Here is a 4850-nt window from a genome sequence, read left to right as displayed (position 1 = left end):
GTCTTACATTAGGATATTTTATTGGCGGCAAATTATCCAGGTTTAAAAAAACATCCGACAACCTATTAATATTCTTACTCGCACTAGCTGCAATTTCGTTCGCGTCGTTACCTTCTATATCGCCTAAAATATTATTATGGACAATTGATATGGGAATGGATCTTGGTTTGATCTATGCCCCTATTCTTATTTTAGGCGTGCCACTAATCGCCCTTGGAGCAACCACTCCAATTCTAATTAAAAAACTTAGCAATAAAGAAAGCTCAGGATCTTATGTTTCAGGTATGGTTTACGGGGTTTCTACAATCGGAGGAGTAGCCGCTACATTCTTAGTAGGGTTTTGGATAGTACCTAAATGGGGAATCGTTAATCCGATCATGTGCTGTTCCGTTTTGATTTTTCTCTTTTCTTCATATCTGTTAGGCATAAGAAAGCACTTGGGTAAACTTATTATTCTTGGTATGATTATGACTACGACCATCCTACTCGGATTAAAAAAAGATAAAGTCCCATTTGATGGTAGACGTTTCGAAACGTTAATGAAAACATCTGGTTTTTTAGGGGAGTTAAAAATCATGGATTTAAAAATAAACCAACATGAAATTGGACTACAGACGCTTCGTAGTTTATATGTTAACAATATCAAACAGACCAATATAATTGTAGAGCAAAGGATTTCCGATTGGTTTTATTTACACATGATGTCTTCCATGGCATCCCTTAAACCTGCTGGTTCAAATGCATTATTATTAGGATTTGGTGCAGGAAGTATGGCAGACGAATTAACTCGACTTCAATTTAATGTAGATGCTGTAGAATACGATGAGAGGTTGCCACAGATAGCTCGAGACTATTTTTTCTTTGAAGATAGAAATATAAATATTATCGTTGACGACGCCAGGCATTACATTGAAACAACCAATAAACAATATGACGTTATTCTAATCGATTTATTAAAAGCGGAATCTCAACCATCCTATATATTTACATTAGAATGCCTTTCGAAAGTAAAAACATTACTAGCCCAAACTGGACTCCTCATTATTAATTTCCAAGGAAACGGAGATACCGAATTTGAATTAGTGCACAACTCCATTTTTCAAACGATAAGAGCATCCGGCTTTGAAGTTAGTTATTGGCAAACCCCACCGAATCATACTGGAAATTTCAATTCATTCAAAGACGTCATTTACATTGCGACAAAAGTTGCTTTTTCATCTGAATTTATCACTTTAGATCGTTCAAATGAGTGTTGCAAAAAACGAAACATTTTGAATTTCATTAAATCAAACCCGTATTCAAATGCGTTCGATCCATATGCCCCATACATCATATTTAAAGATGACAATCCTATACTGGAAAGTTTAAATAAATCTGCCATTATGCAATGGCGAAATACAATGCTTAGACAAGCTGGAATAAATTTTATTACAGGTGAAGGAATACTCTAAAACAACATCATCCTTTTCATACCTCTACGTGATAGCATTCGTGGAAGGTGCTTCCCTAATGGCCATGGAAATATTGGGAGGTAAATTAATTGCCCCATTTTATGGCACTTCATTATATGTTTGGTCTACTGTTTTAGCTGTAACTATGGGCGGTTTAGCAATTGGTTATTTTACTGGAGGCTCTTTGTCGCGAAAATATCCTAAAGAAAAAATGTTACTCTACGCTCTTGTATGTTCTGGAATTCTTATTGGACTTACCCCTACTTTAGACAGTGTTATTATGCGAAGCACTTATGTTTTTAGCACTGAAGTTGGAATTATCGTAACTGGCCTATTCATGATAATGCCCATGATGATTTGTTTCGGGATCGTTTCCCCAACAATTATTGGCTTACTTTCTGAATCAGATAATGAAGTGGGAAATATTGCAGGGAATGTTTATGCCATCTCAACGCTAGGAGGTATACTAGCCACATACTCAATTGCCTTCTATTTTATTCTAGAGTTCGGGATGTCTAAGTGCTGTTGGATGATTTCCTTTTTACTCTTAGCTTTTACACTTATAGGCTTTCTTAAAAAAGAATTTTTTAATAATCCCAAAGAATGAGCACTTCATTCATATAATTAAAACAACAATATATGACTTTCGAAGTCATAATTATTGCTACTTTACTATACAATTGTAACAAAGCCATTGAATCTTAAATTATCTAACCCATACGTATTACTTGCCTTTTTGGAAGGCTGTTCCGTAATGGCTGTTGAGCTACTTGGAACTCGAATTATATCCCCCTTGTATGGAACAACTAGTATTGTTTGGGCATCTGTAATCGGGGCTACACTAAGTAGTTTAACATTAGGATATTTTATTGGAGGAAAACTATCCAAGTTCAAAAAGGTATCGGACGATTTACTGCTATTTCTTCTCGGCATATCGGCAATTTCATTTGGATTATTACCATCAATATCTCCTTCTGTACTTTTATGGACGATTGACCTAGGAATGCAACTCGGTTTAATATATGCTCCTTTAATAATTTTAGGAATTCCTCTTATAGCTCTTGGAGCTACAACACCAATAATAATTAAGAAACTTAATGACACAGAGAACAATGGAGCATACGTCGCTGGAATAGTCTACGGTGTTTCAACAATTGGTGGGGTTGCCACAACATTTTTAATAGGTTTTTGGATTGTACCGTTTTGGGGAATTGCAAATCCAATTATTATTGTCTCGGCATTAATGTTTACTATTTCTTGCTTTCTGATCGGAATTAAAAATCACGTTGTGAAATTTACAATTATAACCATTTTACTATCCCTTACTCTTTTGATAAGTATTAGAGAAAAGCATTACGCCTTTGATGGCAGGCGATTTCAAACCTTATTAAAGACATCTGGTTTTTTAGGTGAATTAAAAATTATTGATTTAAAAATGAATCTACCTCAAAAAGGCCCACAAATACTTAGAAGCCTATTTGTTAACAACATTAAACAGACTAGCATAATAGTTGGTGATCAGTCGTCAGAATGGTTTTATCTGCATATGATGTCCTCAATGGCGTCTATCAAACCACCCGGATCGAATGCTTTATTACTAGGCTTTGGAGGAGGTAGTTTAGCCGATGAACTTGCACGACTTCAATTTAACGTAGACGCAGTTGAATACGACGATAGGTTGCCTAAAATTGCCCGAAATTACTTTTTCTTCAATGATAGAAATATAAATATTATCGTTGACGATGCTAGACATTACATTGAAACGACTGATGAAAAATATGACATTATTCTGATAGATTTATTAAAAGCAGAGTCTCAGCCTACATACATTTTCACACTAGAATGCATGACTAAAGTAAAAACCTTACTATCTGAAACGGGTATTGTTATTATTAATTTTCAAGGAAACCAAAATTCCAATTTTGATCTTGTTCACAATTCTCTATTCCAAACAATAAGAGCAGCTGGGCTTGAAGTTAGCTATTGGCGTAAACCTAAAGTCCAAACAACTGACCAGAAAGGTTTAGAAGACATAATATATATCGCTACAAAAGGAGGAGTTTCTCTCGATTACAGGGCATTAAATCGTACTAACAACTGTTGTGAAAAAGCGGGTATTATAAATTCCGTCAGAGCATCACCGTACACAAATACCTATAACCCAAATGCGCCCTTTATTATTTTCAGGGATGACAATACTATTCTGGAAAGTCTAAATAGATCTGCTATAATCCAGTGGAGGAATGAGATGATTAAAATATCTGGAATTAACTTTAACACAGGTGAAGGAATACTCTAATAATAAATCGTCTTTATCATACCTCTATGTATTAGCTTTCGTGGAAGGTGCTTCATTAATGGGAATGGAAATATTAGGAGGTAAAATGATTGCTCCATTTTATGGCACTTCTCTATATGTTTGGTCAACAGTTTTAGCGGTAACTATGGGAGGTTTAGCAATAGGCTACTTTACTGGTGGCATCTTATCTCTAAAATATCCAAAAGAAAAAATGCTTCTGTATACATTAATAACTGCAGGAGTACTCGTAGGGCTCACCCCAACGTTAGATGGCATAATTATGCGAGGCACTTATATTTTCAGCACAGAAATAGGCATAATTGTTACCGGGCTGTTAATGATAATGCCAATGATGATCTGCTTTGGAATAGTCTCCCCGACAATTATCGGTATGCTTTCTTCATCAGGTAACGAAGTGGGCAATATTGCAGGTAATGTGTATGCAGTCTCCACTCTTGGAGGAATACTGGCAACTTACTCTATTGCTTTCTACTTTGTTCTTGAGTATGGTATGTCTAGTTGCTGTTGGATGATTTCATTCTTACTTCTAGCTTTTACATTATTGGGATTTTCGAGAAAAGAATTCACTCTAAAAGGAACAAAGAATATTAAATCTAATTAGGCTGCGAACCCTAAGTTAAGAGCATCTAATAACCTTAGCCAAAGCCCTCTTTTACCACCGTTTTTATCCGCTCTTATCATAGCCTGACGAGTCAATTCAACTCCCACCCAACGTAATGGCTCGGGAGGCCAACTCATCACTTTCTTTTTCACAAAGAGCAAATCGAGAATACTACTTGGCTTATAACCTAGCAATTCTAATCCTACTCGTGCTCCAAACCTTGTTGCCGCCACACCAAGACCCGTGTAACCCAAAGCCCAAGCAACCCTTCCTTCAAAGGCAACATTCGGAACCATGCAAAAACGGGTAGAGCTTGCAATAATTCCGCTCCAACGATGACTAAACTTAACCCCTTCTAATTGCGGAAATGTTTTAAAAAAATCCTCGGCAAGATTTTCAAATATCTTTGGATTATCCGCTACTCCAGAATCCGTTCTACTTCCGTAATAGTATTTAACAGAACCACCACCCCCCCAAG

At 36.2% G+C, this 4850-nt stretch carries 5 protein-coding genes; 4 read left to right on the top strand and 1 reads right to left on the bottom strand.

The annotated features are described in order from the left end of the window. The 4 genes from HRT72_12040 to HRT72_12025 form a co-directional block, all read left to right on the top strand. Positions 1-1451: fused MFS/spermidine synthase (locus HRT72_12040; protein ID NQY68435.1), on the top strand; the 1451-nt coding region annotated here is incomplete at its 5' end. Beyond that, the gene (locus HRT72_12035; GenBank protein NQY68434.1) at positions 1435-2058 is read left to right on the top strand and encodes a fused MFS/spermidine synthase; all 624 of its coding nucleotides are present in this window, start codon (positions 1435-1437) and stop codon (positions 2056-2058) included. The genes HRT72_12040 and HRT72_12035, both read left to right, overlap by 17 nt. Before the next feature lie 87 nt (positions 2059-2145). Next, the gene (locus HRT72_12030; protein NQY68433.1) at positions 2146-3750 is read left to right on the top strand and encodes a fused MFS/spermidine synthase; all 1605 of its coding nucleotides are present in this window, start codon (positions 2146-2148) and stop codon (positions 3748-3750) included. Beyond that, positions 3734-4372 carry a fused MFS/spermidine synthase gene (locus tag HRT72_12025; GenBank protein ID NQY68432.1) on the top strand — a complete coding sequence of 213 codons (639 nt, stop codon included), beginning with the start codon at positions 3734-3736 and terminating at the stop codon, positions 4370-4372. Before HRT72_12030 ends, HRT72_12025 begins: the two co-directional genes overlap by 17 nt. On the opposite strand, the gene HRT72_12020 is transcribed toward HRT72_12025, so the two are convergent. Next, positions 4369-4850: FAD-dependent oxidoreductase (locus HRT72_12020; protein NQY68431.1), on the bottom strand; the 482-nt coding region annotated here is incomplete at its 5' end. The two genes, HRT72_12025 and HRT72_12020, sit on opposite strands and share 4 nt — an antisense overlap.

The sequence above is a fragment of the Flavobacteriales bacterium genome (assembly GCA_013214975.1).
Classification (GTDB): domain Bacteria; phylum Bacteroidota; class Bacteroidia; order DT-38; family DT-38; genus DT-38.
Note: the sequence above shows the minus strand (reverse complement) of the source record. Positions and strands in the feature narration are given on the sequence as shown.